Here is a 17,670-nt window from a genome sequence, read left to right on the forward strand (position 1 = left end):
CGGCAAGATTGGTCCGATGCGCGGAATTATCCCGCCTTGCGTTTACGTGGGGAAGCAGGAGGTCTGCATTTAAATCAGAAGCTAAACCAAGCCCACAGGCCAGCCGCGCTGGCAATGGCGAGAGCCAACCAGAGTTTATAGTTAGCATACCAGGCGACTTGTTCGTCGGCCTCGGCAAAGGTCGCGCCCTGAATAGTGGTGGTCGCCAATTGCTCTGCGCTGGCCTGCTTGGTGAAGAGACTCACCAGCACCAGTACCACCACGCAGACCGCGCCGGAAACCATCGCGGTGTGCAGGAAGGGCTTAAGGTAGGGGTTGTCCATGAAGGGGATGAAGGTCGCGCCGCCCTCAGCCATTTGCACGCTGTTCCACATAAAGAGGCTGGACGACACCAATGCGGTGCCCACGCAGCTCAGTACGCCGGCCGTGGTGATCCGCTTCCAAAACACGCCGAGAAAGAAAATCGCGGCGAAAGGAATCATCATATACGACTGCACGGCTTGCAGGTAGTCGAACATCGCCTTGGCTTTGCCGATCAGTGGGGCCCAGGCCGCACCGAGAATAAAGACCACCAACACCGCCCAGCGGCCCACCCGGATCTGGCTGGCAGAATCGGCATTGGGCTTGAACTTCAGATAGAGGTCACGCGTCACCAAGGTGGAGATCGAGTTGTAGGTGGCCGAAATGTGGCCCATGAGCGCGGCGGCGATGCCGGCAACGGTCAGACCCAAGAGCCCCTTGGGCATCAGCGCGCCCAGCACGGTCGGGTAAGCCGCGTCGTTGATCGCCAAGCCGTGCTCATCGAGGGGCATCGCCAGCTTGCCCTGATGGTAAAGCGACAACGCGATGATGCCGAGCATCACTAGAATAAAGGGCGTGGTCAGTTTCAGGAAACCACAGAAGGTCGCACCCAAACGGCCTTCATTGATGCTCTTGGCGGCGAACACACGTTGCACCAAGACTTGGTCCATCGACCAATAAAACGAGCCCACCAGCATGGTGGCCGTCATCATGCCGAACCAGGGCACCGAGGCATCGGTAGCCGGCTGGATCATGTTGAGGTAATCACGAACGGTCTTCGCCTGGGCGATGTCCAGACCGTGTTTCATGCCTTCCCAGCCGCCGACCGCGTCTAGGCCATTCCAGAGCAGAATAAAGCCGGCAACGATCAGCACGATGGATTGCAACGAGGCGGTGTAAACCTCGGCCTTGAGCCCTCCATTCATGGTGTAAAGTGCGTTCATCAAGCCGATAATCCAGATCAGCACGGTCTGACCACCGAAGTGCATGCCGAATAGGTTGAGTCCGTCGGTCAGACCAAAAACGGGCACCGTCACCAAGGATGCGGCCCAAAGCGACAAAGTTCTTGGCTGAGATGTTGGCGGCAAATAGCGAAGAGCCGATCATCGGCCAGCGAAGCGAACGACCGGCCAGAAAGTAGGACTCACTGGTCTCGTGATTGCGTGTGACGAATAAGCCGACTGCGAGAATGATTGTAGCGTAAGGCGGCCACGATGGCCTAATCGAGGCTGGTCAGGTTAATAGCGCTCGCGCCTGTGTTGGCGGCAGTGCTGGCGCCTGTGGCGACGGCGAGAAATATGGATGGAATCATAAAATCTTACTAGGTGGTAAAAGTGAAGGAGCCAGGCGGCGAACTAGGCCGGCCGTACTTTAAATAACGCAAACAACAGGAATGGAGCCGCAAGCGACTGAGGCCCCATTCTGGGTATTACTTCAAAGCGCTTCCGCGTTAGATGTGGCGGAGCAAGATGCTCTCGAAGAGCTCCTGCTTGCCGCTCTTCGGGGTGACCTCGCCCTGTTCGTGGGCGATCTTGTGCAGGTCGGTGAGCGAGAGCTTGCCCTGCTCGTAAGCCTGGCCTTGGCCGGCGTCGAAGGAAGCATAGCGGGTTTTCACCAGGCCGGGGATTTCCGACTTGTTGAGCACCTTCTCGGCGGCAATAGCGGCGCGAGCAAACGCGTCCATGCCGGAAACGTGGGCGATGAACAGGTCGTCGAGATCGGTCGAGTTACGACGGATCTTGGCGTCGAAGTTCACGCCACCGTGGGTGAAGCCGCCGGCCTTCAGGATGACCATCATGGCCTCGGTGAGCTCGAGCGGGTCGATCGGAAACTGGTCGGTGTCCCAGCCGTTTTGAACGTCGCCGCGGTTTGCATCGACGCTGCCGAGCAGGCCGGCGTCGGCGGAAACCTGTAGCTCATGGGGGAAGGTGTGACCGGCAAGGGTGGCGTGGTTGACCTCGATATTGAGGGCGAAGTCGTTGAGGAGGTTAAACTCGCGCAGGAAGCCGATCACGGTGGCCGCGTCGAAGTCGTACTGGTGCTTGGTGGGCTCGCAGGGCTTGGGCTCGATGAAGAACTTACCCTTGAAGCCCTGACTGCGGGCGTAGTCGCGGCCAATGGTGAGGAAGCGGGCGAGGTGATCGCGCTCACGTTTCATGTCGGTGTTGAGCAGCGACAGGTAACCTTCGCGGCCGCCCCAGAACACGTAGCCTTCGCCGCCGAGGGCGATGGTGGAATCGATGGCGGTCTTCAACTGGCCGCCGGCGCGGGCCAGAATGGAGAACTCGGGGTTGGTGCCGGCGCCGTTCATGTAGCGCGGGTTGCTAAACAAGTTGGCGGTGCCCCAGAGCAGTTTCACGCCGGAAGCGGCCTGCTTTTCCTTGAGGTAGGCGGTGATGGCGGCGAGGCGCTTTTCCGACTCGGCCAAGGTGCCGGCTTCGTCGACGATATCGGTGTCGTGGAAGCAGTAGTAAGGAACGCCGAGCTTGGTGATGAACTCGAAGGCGGCGTCGGCCTTGTCCTTGGCGCGTTGCACCGGGTCGGCGGCGCTCAGCCAGGGCATCGGGCGAGTGGGCGAACCGAACGGATCGGCGCCGTTGCCACAGAAGCTGTGCCAGTAGGAGACGGCGTAGCGCATCCAGTCCTGCAGCGGACGGCCGGCGACGATGCGGCTGGCATCGTAATAGCGGAAGGCGAGCGGGTTGGTGCTCTCGGGGCCTTCGTAAGCGATACGGCCGATGTTAGGGAAATAGGCTTTGGAGCCGAGGGTGAGTTTGGTGGTGGCGATGGACATGAGGATTTAGGTGGAAATTTTTTGTGAGCTAGGAGCTTGGAGCTGGGAGTTGGGAGCTTGGAGCTTGGAGCTTGGAGCTTGGAGCTTGGAGCTTGGAGCTTGGAGCTTGGAGCTTGGAGCTTGGAGCTTGGAGCTTGGAGCTTGGAGCTTGGAGCTTGGAGCTCGTGGCTCATAGCTCTTAGCTCTCAGCTCTTAGCTCTTAGCTCGTTTTAGCCGAGGGCCTTGGCCAAGCCGGCTTCCCAGCGGGCGGCGGCCTCTTGGCACGGGCCAACCAGCTCGGGATTGGGCTCGATCGTGGTGATGACTTCGAGGCCGGCGAAGGCCTCGGCCGGCGTGGAGTAGATGCCCGCCCCCAGCCCGGCGCCACGAGCGGCACCGGCAGCACCGTCAGTGCGGATTAACTCGATACTTACACCGAGGGTTGCCGCGAGGGTATCGCGGAACACGGCGCTTTTAAACAGATTGGCGTCGCCGGCGCGCAGGCGCTTCGGGGTCAAACCAGTGGCTTTCATACCGGCGATGCCGTGGCTAAATGAGAAGGCGATGCCCTCCTGGGCGGCGCGGGCCAGGTGGCCCGGCGTGTGGCGCAGGAAGTCGAGGCCGAGCCACTGCGCACCGATGCGGCGGTTGCCCAGCATGCGCTCGGCACCGTTGCCAAAGGGCAACACGCTCAGGCCCTCGCTGCCGGCGGGAACGGCGGCGGCCAGGGCGTTGAGTTCTGGATACGAGAGATTGGCCCCAAGGGTGCGGCGCAACCAGGCGTAGAGGATGCCCGTGCCGTTGATGCAGAGCAGCACGCCGATGCGCGGGTCGGTAGCCGTGTGGTTGACGTGGGCAAAACCGTTGACGCGGCTCTGCGGGTCGTAGGCGAGACGGTCGGTGACGCCGTAGACCACGCCCGAAGTGCCGCCGGTGGCGGCGATTTCGCCAGGGTTGAGGACGTTGAGCGAGAAGGCGTTGTTGGGCTGGTCGCCTGCTCGGAAAGCCACCGGGATGCCGGCGGGCAGGCCGAGCTCGGCGGCGACCGAGGCGAGCACCCCGGCTTGTTTGCCAAAAGTGGGTGTGAGCGCGGGCAGCAGCGAGGGGTCGAGGCCCCAGTGTTTGAGCAGGAACTCGGCGGGGGCGTTTTTCGAGAAATCCCACAGCGTGCCTTCGGAGAGGCCGGAGGCGGTCGTCTGGATTTCGCCGGTCAGGCGCAGAGCGAGATAATCGCCCGGCAGCATGATCTTGCGGATACGGCGGAAGTTCTCCGGCTCGTTCTGCTGAACCCAGCGCAGCTTCGAGGCGGTGAAATTTCCAGGGGAGTTGAGCAGGCGCCCGAGGCAGGCGTCGGTGCCAAGTTCGGCAAAGGCCTGTGCGCCGATTTCCACCGCGCGGCTGTCGCACCAAATGATGGCGGGGCGCACCGGCTGGTTGCGCTCATCGAGGGTGACCAGGCCGTGCATCTGGTAAGAGATGCCGATGGCGGCGATCTGGGAGACGTCCTGCCCGGCGCAGGCGGCGCGGATGGCGAGGGCGGTGTGTTGCCACCACTGGGCCGGATCCTGCTCGGCCCAACCCGGGCGCGGGGCCGAGATCGGCATCTCCTGTTGCGGCGACTGCGCGGCGGCGATCACGCGACCGGTGGCGGCATCAAGAAGGGATGCTTTAACTGCTGAACTACCGAGATCGAGTCCGAGGAGAAACATGGTGGGGATTGGAGTGTGACTACCATATCACGGCACAAAGACCGTTCACCTTAACAAAAAGACCATTTTTGTGCGCCATTAGCACAAAAGGACTGAAGTTAAACCAGCTCGCTACGGCGGAAGGCCGTAGGGGTCCGCCCGACGATCAATCGAAACTGGCGGGCGAAATAGTTGCTGTCGCCAAAGCCGACTTCGAGGGCGATATCGGTCATGCCCAGCTCGCTTTGACGAAGGAGCCGCTTGGCGGCTTCGATGCGCAAACCGATGAGGTAATCGATGGGCGATTTACCCGTGGCTTGGCGGAACACGCGAAGCAAGCTGGTGCGGGAATGTCCGGCAAAACGGGCCAACTGCTCCAGCGTCCACGGCTCGTGATAACGTTGCTCCAGGGCGCTGATCAACTTGCCCATTTGCAGCAGGGCGCGGCTTTCGCGCACTTCACTTTCACCATAGCGGCGGGAGAGAAAAACCATCAGCTCGACAAGCAACCCCAGCAGCACCGCCTCATGGCCGGGCCGAGCATCGGCCGACTCTTTTTCCATGCGCTCAGCCAGCACTTCGGCCATCCCCAGTTCGTCACGACCGAGGTCCAGGCGGCTGGAAAACTGGTGCGCGCTGCGGAAGCTCGGCTCCAACATAAACAGCGCACTGTAACCTGGGAGTCGCCGCAGCAGTCCGGCCGGCAGCGGCAGGCGCGCGGGGTCATACATGACGTTCATCAACACCAGATCAATCCGGTCGCGGAAGCAGTGCACTTGCTGTCCCTGAACCACAAATACGTTGCCCGCAGACACCGGAAACGACTCGCCCTCCAGCACGTGCAGCCCGCGTCCGCTCAACACCAGCACCAGCTCGCAGAAATCATGATAATGGTCGATTTCGGTGACATCGTACGCGTGCGAGGGCCGTCCGCCCGGCTCGGTTTTCACCCGCCGCACCGTCAGCGGAAACCCGTCTGCACCAAAATAATCGAGACCTTGGGCGAGGAGTGCCATGTTGGGTTAGCACTAAGAGATTTATTACCAACGGGGGCAAGCGTTACGGCGGCCCTGCGGATCACAACACCTTAGCCGCCCACGACGGTAGCACCCACCGGCGGCCACAGGCGTGATCGAACAGCAAATTGTGCAGCCAGGGTCGCGAACACGAGCAGGTTAAAACCTCCACAAAATACTGCCCGTTCTCACTGACGAGTCGGTAGCTGTCGACGCGCACATGGACCGGCTCGCTCTCGCCGATCAGCTCACAGACAACCGCCACGGTTTTGGCGCGCGAGTCGATTTTGAGCTCCCGCACCTGGCCGTAGCGCGCGATCTGGCCGTTAACAAACGTGCGGGCGGCCTGGCTGGCGACGGCGTCCTTGGCGGCGGTGAACATGCGCTGATCGCGAGCCCACAGCGTGGACTTGGCAACATCTTCCTGCGGCCGTTAACGCATCTGCATTTGACCCCGTGAAGCCCCGCGTGGAGTGTGCGCCAACCATGACGTTGGCCGACATCACCCACGCGCTACTCGCCTCTTACGAAACCGAAGGCGGCATCAACCACCTCGACGGTATCAACCTGCCGTCCCAGGACTCGGTTGACCGGCTCGCCACCGACTTCATGCACCTGCTCTTCCCTGGATTCTTCGAGCAGCAACCGGTGAGCAAAAAGGATGTCCCCGCCATCACCTCGGCGCGGCTTGTATCGATCCAGACCCGACTGGCCGACAACATCGAGAAGGCGCTGCGCCACGCCCACGACCCTGCACCCGCCGACCGCGCCGCCACGGTGTCCATGCAACTGCTCAGCCGCCTGCCCTATGTTCGCGGGATCGTGCAGACCGACGTGCAGGCCGCCTACGCCGGCGACCCCGCCGCCCGCAGCATCGAGGAAATCATCCTGGCCTACCCCTGCGTGCTGGTCATTTCGCTCCAGCGCATCGCCCATGTTCTCTATCAACTCGGCGTGCCCATTTTGCCGCGCATGCTCACCGAATATGCCCACGAACGCACTGGCACCGACATCCATCCCGGCGCCCAGATCGGCACCCACTTTTTCATCGACCACTGCACCGGCGTGGTCATCGGCGAGACGGCCACCATCGGCAATCACGTTAAAATTTACCAAGGCGTGACCCTCGGCGCGAAGTCCTTCGAGGTCGACAACGATGGCAACCCCATCAAGGGCGTGAAACGTCACCCCGACATTGAGGACCATGTGACCATCTACGCCCATGCAACGATTTTGGGCGGCAACACCCGCATCGGTTCCAACTCGATTGTCGGTGCCAACGTCTGGATCATGGAGCCCGTCCCCGCTAGCAGCATCGCCTACTTTAAGAATGAGAGCCTGGTGATCCGCTCCCGGCGCAAAACCGAAAAGGCCTTCGAATCTTCGAGTTCCGCCGAGATGCAAGCTTGGGACTGCTCGATCTAACACCCATTAGCGTTCAAGTTGAGACGGCATACTTGAGCTCATGCTCAAGGCCACACCCTTCGTGAACACACTCCCCGTGGCCTTGAGCGTGAGCTCAAGGTGTTTAGCCAACGGTAGCTGCTGCACCACGTACCGATTGCGTGCAGCTCATTTTAAACGCGAACTCGTATAAACCTGCCGCTATCGACCGCATAAACGCGGAGTACCCATGTACGCGCGGCCTTCGAGACGGCGGCACAAAAAAGGCTGGAGCAGGAAACCTCGGCTTGCGCCCAAGTCTCCCGCTCCAGCCGAGTAATTCAACCCGCTCAGACCACCGCGCCGCTGGGGATAATCGCGCCCTTGGGCACGACGAGCACGCCGTCGCGCACGATAATCCCGTGGGCGTATTCACCGTCGGCCTTACCCGCGGCGGAGAGCTTCACGTTGTCGCCAATACGAGCGTTTTTATCGATGATCGTGTGCTCGATCTCGCAGTTGCGACCGACGCCGATGCTGAACACACCGCGTGCTGCGTTTGCCTCCTGCTGCTCAGGTGTTTCGTAGTAGTCCGCGCCCATCATCACGACCTCGGAAAGCTTGCTACCTTCACCCACATAAGAGCGGATCCCGAGCACGCAGCGTTTGATCGAGCAATCGGTGATGATCGAACCGTCGCCAATGACCGCGTGGTCAATGGCGCACTTGTTGAGCTTCGAGGCCGGCAGGTAACGATCCTGGGTGTAGATCGGCGCGGTCGGATCAAAGAAATTGAAGGGCGGCAGTGGATCGGACAACGCGAGGTTGGTGTCGAAGAAGGCCTTCACGGTGCCGATATCCTCCCAGTAACCTTCGAAAATATGGGCAAAGAGGCGCTTCTTGCCCAGCAGCGACGGGATAACTTCTTTGCCGAAGTCGGTCATGTTGCTGTCGAGCGCGTCGGCCAACACCTGACGATTGAAAACGTAGATGCCCATGGAGGCCAGGCAGTGCTTCTCGCCCGTGGTGGAGTGCAAGGTGGACTCCAGTTTCGGACTGAGGGTAAGCCCCTGAATGACGGCCGGATCCTTGGGCTTCTCGACGAAGCGTTTAACCGACAGGTCGTCGTTAACCTCCATCAACCCCAACCCTTCGACTTTCGACACGGGGAATGGAATCGCCGCGATGCTCACGTCCGCCTTGCTGGCGATGTGGTCGGCGATGATTTTGCGGAAATCCATCCGGTACAGCTGGTCGCCCGAAAGGATCAGCACCAAATCATGCGGGAAGCTGCGAAAATGCTGAAGATTACGACGTACGGCGTCCGCCGTGCCTTGGTACCAATTTGTGTTTTTCTCGGTCTGCTCGGCCGAGAGGATATCAACAAAACCGCCACCGAACGGATCGAAATTGTAGGTGCTCTGGGTGTGGCGATGGAGCGAGGCGGTATGGAACTGCGTGAGCAGAAAGATCCGATTGATATCGGAGTTAATGCAGTTGCTGATCGGGATATCGACGAGGCGATACTTGCCCGCGAGAGGGACAGCCGGTTTGCACCGCTCCATGGTCAACGGATAGAGGCGCGAACCGCGTCCGCCGCCCATGACTACCGCCAAGACTTTTTTCTGCATGCTCATATGAGTGGGAATCGAGAACTAGGGTTACAGAGAACTATAGGGTTAAGGGATCTGGGTATAACCTTGCCCCACGCTTGAACGACCGCGTAAATTCGCGAGCTTAAACCTTTAAAAAATTTATGTGTGGAATCGTAGGCTACGTTGGCCGTCAAAAGGCATCCCCCATTCTCCTCGAAGGCCTCAAACGCCTCGAGTACCGCGGCTATGATTCCGCCGGCCTCGCCGTGCAGCAAGACGGGCGCTTGTTCATCGCTCGCAAAGTCGGGCGAGTGGACAACCTCGTTAAGGAGTCGGCCAAGCACCGTTTTTCCGGCACCACCGGCATCGCCCACACCCGCTGGGCCACCCACGGTGGAGTCACCGAGGCCAACGCCCACCCCCACCTGAGCAGCGACGGCATGATCGCCCTCGTGCACAACGGCGTGATCGAAAACTACTCGGCGATTAAGAAATTTCTCCTCTCCAAAGGCTTCACCTTTTCCTCGGAGACCGACACTGAAGTGCTCTCCAATTTGGTCGCCTACCACTATGCCAAGGAGCCGGTCGCTCCCGCCGGCGAGAGCCGTTTCTTGCACGCCGTGCGCAAAACCCTCCGCCATGTCGAGGGCACCTACGGCATATCCGTCCTTTGTAACGATTACGTCGGCGAGCTGGTAGCCGCCCGCAAGGGCTCGCCGCTCATACTCGGCGTAGGTGATAACGAATACATCCTCGCCTCCGACGTCTCCGCGTTGGTCAGCCGCACCCAGAACGTCGTTTACCTCAAGGACGGCGAGGTCGTGCACGTCACCGCCAAGCAGTTCTCCATCTCCAACCTCGACATGGAGGACGTCTCTCCGGTGGTCGACAAGGTCACCTGGGCCATCGATGCCGCCGACATCAACGGCTACGCCCACTTCATGGAGAAGGAAATTTTCGAGCAACCCGCCGCTCTGGAAAACTCGATGCGCGGGCGCTTCTCCGAAGACGGCTCCACCGCCAAGTTCGGCGGCCTCAATCTAGGTCCGGTCGACTTCCGCCAAATCGACCGCTTTGCCTTCCTCGGCTGCGGCACGGCGTGGCATTCCTGCTTGGTTGCCGAGCACCTGATCGAGCGGTTCGCCCGCGTTCCCGTCGAGGTCGATTACGCGTCCGAATTCCGCTACCGCAACGCGCCTCTTTCCGGCAACCCGCTCTTCTTTGTGATGAGCCAATCCGGCGAGACCATCGACACGCTTGGCGCGCTGCGTGAAGCGCAACGCAAGGGCTACAAGGTTTTGGCGATTAACAACACGGTTGGTTCGACCATCGCCCGCGAGGCCGATGGCGGCATCTACCAGCACGTCGGCCCCGAGATCGGCGTCGCCTCCACCAAGGCGTTCACCTCGCAGCTGCTCATCGGCGCGATGCTCGCCCTGCACGTGGCCCGCATGCGCGACATGAGTTTCGCTGACGGCGTTGAATACGTCGCCGCCCTCAAAAAAGCCCCCGACCTGGTGCGCAAGGCCCTCGAACAAGCCGGCCACATCAAGGCCATCGCCAAGCGCCTGGCAAAGTACAACGACATGCTGTTCTTGGGCCGCCTATCGCTCTTCCCCATCGCCCTCGAAGGCGCGCTCAAATTAAAGGAAATCTCCTACATCCACGCTGAGGGTTACCCTGCGGCCGAGATGAAACACGGCCCCATCGCGCTCATCAACGAGCAGTGCCCAAGCGTGTTCTTCGCCCCCAAGGGCGAGATCTTCAACAAAGTCGTCTCCTCGATGCAGGAGGTAAAAGCGCGCAAGGGTCCGGTCATTGCCATCATCACCGAGGGCTGCGAACTGCCCGAAGGCCTGGCCGACGAGATCATCACCATCCCCGAGTGCCACGAAGCTGTGCTGCCGATCGTCGCCACGATTCCAGTACAACTCCTGAGTTACTACATCGCCTGCGAGCGCGGCTGCGACGTGGACAAACCCCGCAACCTCGCGAAATCCGTCACCGTGGAATAAATTCGAGAGGTTAGAAATCAGAGGTTAGCAGTCAGATCCCCGTACGCCAGCCACCCGGCAAACGTTCATCTGATGTCCTCCGCTGAGATCACCTTTGAAATCCAATTTACGCCCGCTTCCATCTGCCTGCTGACCGCTGATTGCTGATTCTCTAACTCAAACCGCATGAACATCTTCCCACGCCGCGAGGATTTCCTCAGACTCGCCACCCAAGGTAACGTTATCCCGGTTTACGCCGACCTCATGGCGGACTTCGAGACGCCCGTTTCAGCCTACGCCAAGCTCAAGGCCTCCGGGCCGTCCTACCTACTGGAATCAGTCGAGGGCGGCGAACAACTCTCGCGTTACAGCTTCATCGGCTGCCGCCCGCGCAAGATCTTCGCCTGCGGGCCGCTGACCACCGAGATCCGCACCCCGGCTCAAGCAGGCCAACCCGCTCGCACCGAGACCGTCCCCACCCCGCCCGACCCACTGAAGTTAATCGAGGCCGAGATGGCCGGCCACCACCCCGTGAGCCTGCCCGGCCTGCCCCGCTTCACCGGTGGCGCCGTGGGTTTTATCGGCTACGAGTACGTCACCCGCATCGAGGCCAGCGTGCCCGCAGCCGCCAAGGACGAACTCGGCATGCCCCTGATCTATTTCATGCTGTCGGACTCGCTGCTGATTTTCGACCGCGCCAAACAAACGCTGCGCCTGTGCGTCAACGCCCACCTACGCACCGCGGCCGATCCCGCCGCCGCTTACGACGCCGCCGTAGCGGAACTCGAGTCGCTCTATGCGCTGTTGCGCGAGCCTCGTTCACTCGCCCCCGCCCCGCTCGTTGAAACCGGTCCAGTCGCCGTGCCTCCAGGGAATTTCACCCAAGCCGCCTTCGAAGCTGTGGTCGAAGGCACCAAGGAGTTCATCCGCTCCGGCGACATCATCCAGATCGTCCCCTCGCAGCGCTTCACCCAGCCCTTCAGCAAAACCCCGCTCGATCTTTACCGTGCCCTGCGCACGGTGAACCCGTCGCCCTACATGTTTATCCTCGAGACCGAGGATTTCGCTATCGTTGGGGCCTCGCCCGAAGTCCACGTGCGTTTGACCGACGGTCTCGTGGAGATCCGCCCTATCGCCGGTACGCGTAAACGCGGCGTCACCCACGCCGACGATCTTGCGCTGGAGAAAGACCTGCTCGCCGACGAGAAGGAGCGCGCCGAGCACCTCATGTTGGTTGACCTCGCTCGCAACGACATCGGTCGGGTATGCGAATTTGGCAGCGTAACCGTGCCCGAGATGATGGTCATCGAGCGCTATTCGCACGTCATGCACATCGTCTCCCAGGTCGAAGGCAAAATCGCCAAAGACAAGACTGCCTACGACCTGCTGCGGGCCACGTTCCCCGCCGGCACGGTGAGCGGTGCGCCCAAGATCCGCGCCATGCAGCTGATTGCCCAAAACGAGCCCTCCCAGCGCGGCTTTTATGCCGGTGCCCTCGGCTACTTCGGCTACGACGGCAACAGCGACACCTGCATCATGCTGCGCACCTCGCTGATCAAAGACGGACTCATTCACATCCAAGCCGGTGCCGGCGTAGTGGCCGACTCCGTACCGACCTCCGAATACCAGGAAACCGTCAACAAGGCATCCGCCCTGTTCAAAGCGGTGGCTATGGCCGAGCAGTTCTGAGGCGTACACTCATTCGCGCTCAAGCTGAGGCCTCCGGAGCGTCTCAAGCCCGCGCGCCGGGCCACCTGCCCCGTGGCCTTGCGCGTGAGCGCACGGTGGTTACCCCAAACCCATCCGATTTCCCGTGCCTCCACTGCACGGCCCGAAAAAAACGGAAATTCACCGGATTTCCCTGCATCGGCCTCTTCATTTTGGCGCGAATGAGTCGATATACAAACTACCCCATGCCGGTGTCCGAAAAATCGTCCATCAGCCTCAGATTATCGTTTATGGCGCTCCAAACCCTACCTGCAGCTTAAACCTATGGCTGAACCCACCATTCTAGCGTTCGGGCAAATACTCTGGAATCTCTTTCCCGAAGGCCCGCGCCTCGGTGGGGCCCCCGCGACCTTCGCCTGTCATGTCGCACTACTCGGGTGTGAAGTCGCCTTGGTTAGTGCGGTAGGTAAAGACACCCGTGGGGCTGCAGCCCGAGCCCATCTGGAGTGCCTCGGGTCCGTACTTCGCTGATTCAACACCTGAATGAATTCCCCACCAGCACCGTGGGCGTCGTGCTCGATGCTGAGGGCAAACCCACCTTTGATGTTCCAAGCGACGTGGCGTGGGACCACATCGGCTGGAGTCCGGCGCTTGAAGCTTATTTACCGAGGCTGGACTGCGGCGACGCGGTTTACTTTGGCACCCTTGCCCTGCGCAACGAATGCTCACGCGCAACGATTCTGCGCGCCGTGCGCAGTGCCAAGGATCAAGGCGTGCTTCGCCTGCTCGACGTCAACCTGCGACGCCCTTACTTCACCGATGCGCTGCTGCGTGAAGCGATTGAATTGGCCTCGGTGCTCAAGTTCAGCGACGACGAATTCACCACTGTCATGAATGCGTGCGGCATCGCCTGCGGCGGCACCATTGAGCCGGAAACGGCGCTGCGTGAACTTCTCATTTGTTATCAACTCGAGGTCGTCGTCCTCACCCTCGGTCCCGAGGGCGCACTGATCGTCACCGCAACCCAGACCGTGCGCCAACCCGGCTTTAAAGTTAAGGTCTGCGACACGGTGGGAGCCGGCGATGCGTTTTCCGCCTCGCTCGTTCTGGGGTTACTTCGGGGCGATCCACTCGCCCACATCGCAAGCGTGGCCTGTGAGATTTCGGCGGCCGTCTGCACCGTTTCAGGTCCAATTCCCAGTCGAACTTTTTTTAAGGCGCGCATGCGGGCCATGTCCGCCCGGTAACGGGCGCGCCAGCACCCATTACCAGCTCGGCCGGGTGCTGCCGCGCCCCTGCATCAACACGACTGCAACGCGACGGCGCGTTACGCCCCGCCCCGCTCCTCCACCTGCCCGAAGTTTTCCGTAACCGCCTCGCACAGACCCGCGAAGGTTTCCTCGGCCAGCGGTAATTTGCGCCCCTTGAGAAACGACACGCCCCAGCGGCGCTTGAGCTTACGCTTCCCCAGTGGCACCGACACCAACACGCCCTTGGCCAACTCATCGCGGGCGATCCACGGCGCCAGCACCCCGGCCCCCATGCCAATCTTCACCAGCTCCTTGATCGCCTCCATACTGCCCAGCTCGATCACGTTTTTGAGCTCAATACCCTCGTCGCGGAAATATTTATCCACCAACCGGAAGGTGTAACTGTTCTTGTTGTAAAGAATCAGGCTCTCCACGCCGATTTCCTCGGCGGGGGCGCGCCGCTTGGCCGCCCACGGGTGCATCGGCGAAACCAAAAACTTCAGCTCGTCGTCAAATAACGGCCGAAAACTCAAATCCGCCGCGTTAGACTCAGACTCCAAGGTGAGAGCGATATCCACCTGGTTGCTGCGCAACAGCTCCATTTGCCGAGGGTGATCGCCCGACTCGATTTTGATGACGCAGTTGGGGAAACTCTGCTTAAATTCGCGCAACACCGTAGGCAGAATGTGGTGACAGGCCGTCGTGCTGGCGCCCACACGCAGGCGCCCCTGCCCCCAGTTTTGCAATTCTGCGAGGGCGGTGCGCGCATCCTGCATCTCCCGCAGGATACGCTCAGCATGGGGCATTAACTGCTCGCCGCCCTGCGTCAGATGCACCCGTTTTCCCACCCGATCAAAAAGACGCACGCCGGTATCCCGTTCGAGCGTCTTGATCGTATGACTCACCGCCGACTGGGTCAGGAAGAGATCCTTGGCCGCCAAGGTGAAACTCCCCCGGCGCGCCAAGGTGACAAAGGCCAATATCTGCCGGCTATCGATTGTGCTCATACATGACTCGCTTTCACTATTTTCATTAAAACAAACAGAAGCATTTCTTAGGCCATCCCCCAAACTTGGCATGTCATCAGCTAAAGTATCGGTCATCCACCGATGCCTTCGCCTAGCCGAAAAAACCTCCGACCCGCCTCAGCGCACGCCGCGCTGCGCATCGGCTTCATCGCGCTTAACGATGCCGCGCCCATCATCGTGGCTCAGGAACACGGGCTTTTCAAGAAACACGGGCTGTCCGTCACCCTCAGCCGCGAAGTGGGCTGGGCGACGATCCGCGATAAAGTGATCCACCAGGAACTGGATGCAGCCCATGCCCTCGGCGCGATGCTCATCAGCACCCCGCTCGGGATCAATTGCCTGCCTACCGAGTGCCTGACTGCCTTCGTCCTCAACACCAACGGCAACTGCATCACCCTCTCGGAAGAACTCTGGCGCCGAGGCGTGCGCAACGCCGCTACCCTGCGCGATGAAATCATCCGCTCCCGCCATGAGCGCACCTATGTCTTCGGTGTCGTTTTTGCCCACTCCGCCCAGCGTATCCAGCTTTGCGATTGGCTGCGCAGCGGCGGCAGCGATCCCGAAAAAGACGTGCGCATTGTCGTCGTCCCCCCTCCCCAACTCTTCCGCAATTTGGCCGCCGGCACCATCGACGGTTACTGCGTGGGCGACCCATGGAACTCCCTCGCCGTGCGCGAAAACATCGGCTGGTGCCCCGATCCCAGCCTCACCCGCGCACCCGAGCATGCAGAGAAGGTCCTGATGGTGCTGAGCGATTTTGCCCACACCCGCGCTGACGAACACCTCGCCTTGATTTCTGCACTAGGTGAAGCCGCCGAACTCTGCGACCGCACCGACTTCCGCCCCGAGCTCTGCGACCTGCTCGCCCGCAAGGAATACCTCAACGTTCCATCACGCGTGATCCAGTCGAGTTTGGTCGGCCCCTTTGACGCCGGCCACAAAACCTCATTTCCCGCAGATGACTTTATCCATTTCCACCGTAACGGCGCCAACGACCCCACCGCCGCCAAGGCCGCCTGGCTCATTGAGGGATTCAAACGCAATCGCTTCCTGCCCGCCGGCGTGACGATTCCGGCCAACTTGGGCCAAAAAACTTTCCGTTCCGACCTTCACCATCTCGCACTGCAAACCGCCTGAAATCGACATCAACACATGAGTTCATCCACGCCTGATTCCCTCAACCTAGGCCGCCTTAACCGCCGCGCCTTCTTCACCACGGCCGCCAAGGGCCTCGGTGCCGCCGCATTGCTCTCGAACCTGCCCAAGGGCTGGTCTGCTCCCGATGTGGGGGCCTCCGAGGCCCCCGAATCGCCGAACATCAATTTCGGCATGATCGCCCTCACCGACTGCTCGCCCATCGTCATCGCCCACGAAAAGGGCCTGTTCAAAAAATACGGTATCAACTCCACGGTGACCAAGGGCGCCAATTGGGCCGCCATCCGCGACAATCTCTCCAGCGGCTCGATCCAGGCCACGCACATGCTTTACGGCATGCCCTTCGCCTCGACCATGGGCCCAGCCGGCTCGCCTAAGAAACCGATGATCATCCCCTGGGTGCTCAACCGCAACGGCCAGGCCATCACGATGAAAAACGAGTTGAAGGGCAAAGTCGGTGCCGACCCGAAGGCCCTCAAGCCCTTCGTCGATGCGGCCAACAGCCTCGGCGAGCCCATGACCTTCGCGATGACCTTCCCTCCCGGCACCCACAACATGTGGCTGCGCTACTACCTCGCCGCCGGTGGCATCCACCCTGACAAGGATGTTAACCTCATCGTTGTTCCGCCCCCTCAGATGGTGGCCAACATGAAGATTGGCAAAATGGACGGCTACTGCGTCGGCGAGCCTTGGGGATCCCGTGCCATCGCCGACAAAATCGGCTACAGCGCCATCACCACTCAGGACATCTGGAAGGACCACCCCGAGAAGGTTTGCGCCTTCACCGAAGAGTTCGCCAACAAGAACCCCAAGACCGTCAAGGCCGTCCTCAAAGCCCTTCATGAGGCCTCCGTCTGGCTCGACGACATGGCCAACCGCGCCGAGCAGTGCCAGATCGTCTCCAAACCGACTTACATCAACTGCGCTCCCGAAATCATTCTCGCCCGTCTTATGGGCGAACTCGATTACGGTGACGGCCGCAAGGTCACCGATGCGTTCCCCATGCACTTCAGCAAGCGCAACTGCAACTACCCGCAGCCCAAACACGGCTCGTGGTTCCTCTCGCAGTTCCGCCGCTGGGGCATGGTCACCGGTGCCCCCGACTACGCCGCGATCAACAAAAAGGTTCTCCGTAACGACATCTACGAAGAGGCGATGAAGGAAATCGGCGTCACCCACGGTGGCCTCGATAACACCCCCGAGACCCTGTTCGACGGCGTCGTTTACGATCCGGCCAATCCCGAGGCCTACGCCAAGGGTTTTGCAGTCAAAAACCTCAAGGGCTAAGCCGTTCACTATCCGCGCCCCGTTCTCGTCGTGCATGCTTCTCTGATCGGCTGTTACGCCCGCGCCCTGCGCGAGCCAGCTGTGTGGAAGCGGGCGGCGAGACTCGGGGTCGCTGTCGGACTCGTACAAGTCGCCCTTAATCAGGGCGACCACTGGGCCCAAGGCCACATCACCCGCCTCGTTGTTGTTAAATCCGCATCCTCACTCCTTTTCGCTATTCTCGTTGTCCTGCTCGCCTCCGCTTCCACTCGGGTCGACACCCTCCGCTCTACACCTCCCTTATGAACAAATTTAAATTCGACTGGTTGATCCTGCCCATTATCGGCGCGGTCATCGTGCTCCTCACTTGGCACGGCTTGGCCGGCCGCAAGGTCTTCAAGCTCAGCGACAGCATCAGCCACGAGAATCTGAGCGCGCTCGTCGTTGCCCTACCCGAGGGTACCGCCCAGTGGAACGCGGTAGCTGCCCAGTTGAAAAACAAACAAATCGAAGCAGCCACAGCTACCAGCCTGCCGCCTGCGGTTTGGGCGGCG

Annotated in this window: 15 protein-coding genes; 8 read left to right on the top strand and 7 right to left on the bottom strand. The window is 60.8% G+C overall.

Going from position 1 to position 17,670, the window contains the following annotated elements; all coding sequences use genetic code 11:
* Positions 1 to 74: 74 nt before the first annotated feature.
* The 5 genes from H2170_13380 to H2170_13400 form a co-directional block, all read right to left on the bottom strand.
* Entirely contained in the window at positions 75 to 1,331 is a 1,257-nt protein-coding gene (locus H2170_13380; protein MCS6301064.1) for a sodium/solute symporter, read from the bottom strand.
* Positions 1,332 to 1,750: 419 nt separating this feature from the next.
* The gene (xylA, locus tag H2170_13385; protein ID MCS6301065.1) at positions 1,751 to 3,094 is read right to left on the bottom strand and encodes a xylose isomerase; all 1,344 of its coding nucleotides are present in this window, start codon (positions 3,092 to 3,094) and stop codon (positions 1,751 to 1,753) included.
* Between the two features lie 209 nt (positions 3,095 to 3,303).
* The gene (locus H2170_13390; GenBank protein ID MCS6301066.1) at positions 3,304 to 4,782 is read right to left on the bottom strand and encodes a carbohydrate kinase; all 1,479 of its coding nucleotides are present in this window, start codon (positions 4,780 to 4,782) and stop codon (positions 3,304 to 3,306) included.
* A 98-nt stretch (positions 4,783 to 4,880) separates the two neighbouring features.
* Positions 4,881 to 5,777: a helix-turn-helix domain-containing protein gene (locus H2170_13395; protein MCS6301067.1), complete on the bottom strand. Its 897-nt coding sequence runs from the start codon at positions 5,775 to 5,777 to the stop codon at positions 4,881 to 4,883.
* Between the two features lie 61 nt (positions 5,778 to 5,838).
* The gene (locus H2170_13400; GenBank protein ID MCS6301068.1) at positions 5,839 to 6,159 is read right to left on the bottom strand and encodes a hypothetical protein; all 321 of its coding nucleotides are present in this window, start codon (positions 6,157 to 6,159) and stop codon (positions 5,839 to 5,841) included.
* A gap of 104 nt (positions 6,160 to 6,263) precedes the next feature.
* On the opposite strand from H2170_13400, the gene H2170_13405 reads away from it, so the two are divergent.
* On the top strand, positions 6,264 to 7,202 hold the full coding sequence (locus tag H2170_13405; protein MCS6301069.1) for a serine acetyltransferase: 939 nt from the start codon (positions 6,264 to 6,266) through the stop codon (positions 7,200 to 7,202).
* 308 nt (positions 7,203 to 7,510) lie between these two features.
* On the opposite strand, the gene H2170_13410 is transcribed toward H2170_13405, so the two are convergent.
* On the bottom strand, positions 7,511 to 8,797 hold the full coding sequence (locus H2170_13410) for a glucose-1-phosphate adenylyltransferase (GenBank protein MCS6301070.1): 1,287 nt from the start codon (positions 8,795 to 8,797) through the stop codon (positions 7,511 to 7,513).
* Between the two features lie 119 nt (positions 8,798 to 8,916).
* On the opposite strand from H2170_13410, the gene glmS reads away from it, so the two are divergent.
* The 4 genes from glmS (at position 8,917) to H2170_13430 (ending at position 13,664) form a co-directional block, all read left to right on the top strand.
* On the top strand, positions 8,917 to 10,770 hold the full coding sequence (gene glmS, locus H2170_13415; GenBank protein ID MCS6301071.1) for a glutamine--fructose-6-phosphate transaminase (isomerizing): 1,854 nt from the start codon (positions 8,917 to 8,919) through the stop codon (positions 10,768 to 10,770).
* A 165-nt stretch (positions 10,771 to 10,935) separates the two neighbouring features.
* Entirely contained in the window at positions 10,936 to 12,438 is a 1,503-nt protein-coding gene (gene trpE, locus H2170_13420; GenBank protein ID MCS6301072.1) for an anthranilate synthase component I, read from the top strand.
* A 303-nt stretch (positions 12,439 to 12,741) separates the two neighbouring features.
* Positions 12,742 to 12,948 carry a hypothetical protein gene (locus H2170_13425; GenBank protein ID MCS6301073.1) on the top strand — a complete coding sequence of 69 codons (207 nt, stop codon included), beginning with the start codon at positions 12,742 to 12,744 and terminating at the stop codon, positions 12,946 to 12,948.
* Positions 12,924 to 13,664 (top strand): hypothetical protein, encoded by a 741-nt coding sequence (locus H2170_13430; GenBank protein MCS6301074.1) that lies wholly within the window; start codon positions 12,924 to 12,926, stop codon positions 13,662 to 13,664. Before H2170_13425 ends, H2170_13430 begins: the two co-directional genes overlap by 25 nt.
* 80 nt (positions 13,665 to 13,744) lie before the next feature.
* Here H2170_13430 and H2170_13435 read toward each other — a convergent pair whose 3' ends face one another.
* Complete coding sequence (locus H2170_13435) at positions 13,745 to 14,746, bottom strand: LysR family transcriptional regulator (protein ID MCS6301075.1); 1,002 nt, start codon at positions 14,744 to 14,746, stop codon at positions 13,745 to 13,747.
* A gap of 30 nt (positions 14,747 to 14,776) precedes the next feature.
* Between H2170_13435 and H2170_13440 the strand changes: the two genes are divergently transcribed.
* Genes H2170_13440 through H2170_13450 form a run of 3 tightly spaced genes read left to right on the top strand, consistent with a single transcriptional unit; the run spans position 14,777 to position 17,422 of the window.
* Complete coding sequence (locus H2170_13440; GenBank protein MCS6301076.1) at positions 14,777 to 15,832, top strand: ABC transporter substrate-binding protein; 1,056 nt, start codon at positions 14,777 to 14,779, stop codon at positions 15,830 to 15,832.
* Between the two features lie 15 nt (positions 15,833 to 15,847).
* On the top strand, positions 15,848 to 17,137 hold the full coding sequence (locus tag H2170_13445; protein MCS6301077.1) for an ABC transporter substrate-binding protein: 1,290 nt from the start codon (positions 15,848 to 15,850) through the stop codon (positions 17,135 to 17,137).
* Between the two features lie 30 nt (positions 17,138 to 17,167).
* A complete protein-coding gene (locus H2170_13450) occupies positions 17,168 to 17,422 on the top strand; it encodes a hypothetical protein (protein ID MCS6301078.1) in 255 nt (84 codons plus the stop codon).
* Positions 17,423 to 17,670 lie beyond the last annotated feature (248 nt).

The organism is Opitutus sp. (assembly GCA_024998815.1).
Classification (GTDB): Bacteria; Verrucomicrobiota; Verrucomicrobiia; order Opitutales; family Opitutaceae; genus Rariglobus.

Bases quoted from the DNA above. Each gene is read 5' to 3' on its own strand.
- xylA (MCS6301065.1), bottom strand. From the start codon at position 3,094: ATGTCCATCGCCACCACCAAACTCACCCTCGGCTCCAAAGCCTATTTC.
- H2170_13390 (MCS6301066.1), bottom strand. From the start codon at position 4,782: ATGTTTCTCCTCGGACTCGATCTCGGTAGTTCAGCAGTTAAAGCATCC.
- H2170_13395 (MCS6301067.1), bottom strand. From the start codon at position 5,777: ATGGCACTCCTCGCCCAAGGTCTCGATTATTTTGGTGCAGACGGGTTT.
- H2170_13400 (MCS6301068.1), bottom strand. From the start codon at position 6,159: ATGTTCACCGCCGCCAAGGACGCCGTCGCCAGCCAGGCCGCCCGCACG.
- H2170_13405 (MCS6301069.1), top strand. From the start codon at position 6,264: ATGACGTTGGCCGACATCACCCACGCGCTACTCGCCTCTTACGAAACC.
- H2170_13410 (MCS6301070.1), bottom strand. From the start codon at position 8,797: ATGAGCATGCAGAAAAAAGTCTTGGCGGTAGTCATGGGCGGCGGACGC.
- glmS (MCS6301071.1), top strand. From the start codon at position 8,917: ATGTGTGGAATCGTAGGCTACGTTGGCCGTCAAAAGGCATCCCCCATT.
- trpE (MCS6301072.1), top strand. From the start codon at position 10,936: ATGAACATCTTCCCACGCCGCGAGGATTTCCTCAGACTCGCCACCCAA.
- H2170_13425 (MCS6301073.1), top strand. From the start codon at position 12,742: ATGGCTGAACCCACCATTCTAGCGTTCGGGCAAATACTCTGGAATCTC.
- H2170_13435 (MCS6301075.1), bottom strand. From the start codon at position 14,746: ATGCCAAGTTTGGGGGATGGCCTAAGAAATGCTTCTGTTTGTTTTAAT.
- H2170_13440 (MCS6301076.1), top strand. From the start codon at position 14,777: ATGCCTTCGCCTAGCCGAAAAAACCTCCGACCCGCCTCAGCGCACGCC.
- H2170_13445 (MCS6301077.1), top strand. From the start codon at position 15,848: ATGAGTTCATCCACGCCTGATTCCCTCAACCTAGGCCGCCTTAACCGC.